At 68.8% G+C, this 3,550-nt stretch carries 3 protein-coding genes; 1 reads left to right on the top strand and 2 read right to left on the bottom strand.

What is annotated here, in order from left to right:
• Window positions 1-1,394: thiamine pyrophosphate-dependent enzyme (locus ACOJUF_RS13460; RefSeq protein ID WP_420122349.1), on the bottom strand; the 1,394-nt coding region annotated here is incomplete at its 3' end.
• A gap of 356 nt (window positions 1,395-1,750) precedes the next feature.
• Here ACOJUF_RS13460 and ACOJUF_RS13455 point away from each other — a divergent pair.
• Window positions 1,751-2,509, top strand: a complete 759-nt coding sequence (locus ACOJUF_RS13455; protein WP_420122348.1) for a GntR family transcriptional regulator — start codon at window positions 1,751-1,753, stop codon at window positions 2,507-2,509.
• Window positions 2,510-2,581: 72 nt separating this feature from the next.
• Here the strand turns inward: ACOJUF_RS13455 and ACOJUF_RS13450 are convergent, their stop codons facing one another.
• Window positions 2,582-3,385 (bottom strand): HAD-IA family hydrolase, encoded by an 804-nt coding sequence (locus tag ACOJUF_RS13450; RefSeq protein ID WP_420122347.1) that lies wholly within the window; start codon window positions 3,383-3,385, stop codon window positions 2,582-2,584.
• Window positions 3,386-3,550: the final 165 nt, after the last annotated feature.

Genomic DNA, 3,550 nt, shown 5'->3' with positions numbered 1-3,550 from the left:
AGGCCGGTGAACGCGGCCTCCGAGATCGGCGTCCCGAAGACGCGGTCCTCGTACTTCTCGCGCAGGCCCTTGGTGGCCCCGCGGGAGCCGCCGTTGAGGCGGTGCACGTCCTCGCCCATGACGACGATCCGGCCGTTCTCGGCCATCCGCACACCCATCACGTCGGCGACGACGTCGACGAACTTGCGGTTCTCCAGCTCGTCGGCGGTGAACTGGTCGTTCTCGCGGACCTTGAACCCGTCCAGCGAGGACAGGTCGCCGCGGATGCCGACGTCGACGAACGCCGGGTCCGGCCACAGCTCGGGCCGGATGCGCTGCTGGCCGGGCTTGCCGTTCGGGTCCTGCTCGACCAGCCGGGAGCCGATCTCGCCGAGCGCGCCCTTGATGGACTTGCGGACGCCGGCCAGTTCGACCTCGGTGTACAGGCCGCGGCGCAGCAGGTGGCCCTCGAGCTTGGCGATCGGGTCGCGGTCGCGCCAGCTCTGCTCCTCCTCCTTGGCCCGGTAGCCGAAGGCGCTGCCCGGGAACGGGCCGTTCTGGTGGAAGTAGCGGTAGGTGTCGACCTCGATGACGGTCGGGCCGCCGCCGTGGCGCATGGTCTCCAGCGCCTGCTGCATGGCCAGGTAGACGGCGACGGTGTCCATGCCGTCGACCTTCCAGCTGGGGATGCCGAAGCCGAGCCCGCGGGCGGACAGCCGCGCGTCGCCGGTGGCCTCCTCGACGGTGGTCGACACGGCGTACTGGTTGTTCTCGATGAAGAAGCAGACCGGCAGCTTCCAGGCCGCGGCCAGGTTCATGGTCTCCAGGACCGAACCGATGTTGGTGGCGCCGTCGCCGAAGTAGGTCACCGAGACGTTGGTGGTGTCGGCGTGCTTGTCGGCGAAGGCGAAACCGGCGGCGAACGGCACGGCGCCGCCGACGATCGCGTTGGTGCCCATGGCGCCGGCTTCCATCCACTGCAGGTGCATGGAGCCGCCACGGCCGCGGCAGTAGCCGTCGGCCAGGCCGGCGATCTCGGCCATGCTCTTGTAGAGGACCTCGGTGATCTTGTCCGACAGCGGGCGGCGCGGGTCGATGCCGTCGGGCGCGACGAAACCGAAGGCCTTGGCCAGGAACTGGTGGTGCCCGCGGTGGGAGCCGTTGACCTGGTCGTCGGCGACCAGCGGCAGGATCGAACCGACCGCGCCGCCCTCCTGGCCGATGGAGGAGTGGGCCGGGCCGTTGACGAGCTTCTGGCCGGCGAGGACGAGCACCTCTTCCTCGAACGCGCGGATGAGGTGCAGCTGGGCGAGCATGGTGTCCAGGACGGCCGGGTCGAGCGCGTCCCAGTCGGCGTCGGTCGAGCTCAGCGTGACCCACGGGGCAAGCGGCTTGAGGGGCGTCGTCTCAGGCATCGGGAGTTTCCTTCGGCTGGTCGGGTGGGATGGGATCTCCGGGATGCTCCGGGGCGATGATCAACGCACCCTCTCCTCGTCGAGATCCCGACCTGACAATCGGCAGTGGTACCGCCGGTCTTGCTATACAACTCTATACATGTATAGGTTCGGCTGGCAAGATGTGATTTGGCGCTCCGTTCCGTCTCGATCCGGCGACGGTGGGACAACGGAGCGTGCGCGCCCACCGCGTTCGGTGAGCGCGAAGACGTACAATTGGCGCAATATTTCTTCCTGCTGTGTGAAGCCACTGCCGTCCTGCACAGCGCCACACCGGCCAGGGGGAACACAATGCTCCGTGCGGAGGTTGTCCGGACATGACCGTCCTATCGACCGACGAGGCTCTGGTCTCGCTCGACCGCAGCGGGTCGACGCCGCTGTACATCCAGCTGGCCAACGTGCTGCGGGACAAGATCGAGCGTGGCGAGTGGAAGCCCGATCAGAAGATCCCGTCGGAGAACGAGCTGAACCGGATGTACGGGATCAGCCGGATGACCGCGCGGCAGGTGCTGGCCCAGCTGGTCAACGAGGAGCTGCTGTTCCGCGTCCAGGGCAAGGGTACGTTCGTCGCCCACCGCAAGATCGGCACCCGGTCGCCGGCGTACATGGGCATCCGCGAGCAGCTCGAGCAGCTCGGCTATGCCACCACCACCCGGGTGCTGTCCAGTGACGTGGTCACCGCGGACGTGAGAGTGGCCCAGCATCTGAAGATCTCGCCGGAGGACAAGGTCTATCAGCTGCGCCGGGTGCGCATGGTGGAGAACGAGCCGATCAGCTTGCACACCTCCTTCGTTCCCCAGAAGCTGGCGCCCCAACTGGCCGCCGACGATCTGGTCAACCGGCAGTTGTGCGTCATCCTGGAGGACGAGTACGACCTGCGGATGAGTTCGGTGGAGGAGAGCCTGGAATCCACGCTGCCGACGGCGGAGGAGGCCAAGCTGCTCAAGATCCGGCGGACGACGCCGCTGCTGCTGCTGCGCCAGGAGATCTCGGATGCGCGGGGTCAGCGGTTCGAGTACTCCCGCATCCTGTTCCGGGGCGACAAGATCCGGCTCGAATTCCACTACGACCTGTAGGTGGGCGCGCTCGGGCCGCACGATGCCCCGCCCCGGGAACGGTGGGGCGGGGCGTCATGCGGCTGTCGGTGATCAGGCCGGGACGCTCGCCTGAGGGGCCGGCGTCTCGGACAGGATGCGCTCCAACGAGGAGACGGTGACGACGCCGTCCTGACGGATGTCGGCGCCGGCGAGGTAGCGGGCGGGCGCCGAGGGCTCGCCCAGGTCGGAGACGACCACGGCGGCGGCGGGGAACGGATCCTCCGCGGTGAACGAGCTGACGGTGACGATGTGCCGCAGGCCGGCGGCGGCCGCCGCCTTCGCCCCGGCCTCGGAGTCCTCCACCACCACGGCGTCGTCGGCGGACAGGCCCAGCTCGCGCAGGGTGAGCAGGTAGATGTCCGGAGCCGGCTTCTTGGCCGGCACGATGTCGCCGGCCCAGACGCCGGCGATGCGGGCCCTGGTGTCGGGACCGACGACCGACAGCAGCACGGCCTCGACACTGCGGGTGGCCGAGGTGGAGGCCACCGCCACCTGCCAGCCGGCGTCCAGCGCCGCCTCGATCAGCCGCTTGACGCCGGGCCGGCCCGGCAGCGCGCCCTGCTCGACGAGCTCGACGTAGACGGCACTCTTGCGCTTGTGGGCGGCGGCGACCTTGGCCGCGGCCTCCTCCGGCGTGCCGAAGTCCAGCTCCGGATGCTGCCGCAGGTAGGCCAGCATCCGCTCCTTGCCGCCGCCGATCTTCAGCAGGTCGGCGTACTCCTCCTGCGACCACTGGAACGGCAGGTCGAGCTCGCGGAACGTCTGGTTGAACGCGACCAGGTGGCCGTCCCGCTCGGTGTCGGCCAGGACACCGTCGCAGTCGAGAATGAGCGCCCGCTTGACCGAGGTCGTCATGCCGCCGCTCCCTTGCTGCCGAACTCGCCGATGTGCTCGATGACGGTGGCCTGCACGGCCGCGTTGATGTCGTCGAACATCTTGACCGGCTCCCACTTGCCGGTCTGCTCGGCCTTGGCGATGTGGTCGCGGGCGGCGTGCATGTAGGCCAGCTTTACGGTGGTG

Source organism: Nakamurella sp., from assembly GCF_048594475.1.
GTDB lineage: Bacteria > Actinomycetota > Actinomycetes > Mycobacteriales > Nakamurellaceae > Nakamurella.
The sequence above is the reverse complement of the archived record's forward strand: the minus strand, read 5'-3'. Positions and strand labels throughout refer to the sequence as shown.

Coding starts and splice junctions, on each gene's coding strand:
- ACOJUF_RS13455 (WP_420122348.1), top strand. CDS start 1,751: ATGACCGTCCTATCGACCGACGAGGCTCTGGTCTCGCTCGACCGCAGC.
- ACOJUF_RS13450 (WP_420122347.1), bottom strand. CDS start 3,385: ATGACGACCTCGGTCAAGCGGGCGCTCATTCTCGACTGCGACGGTGTC.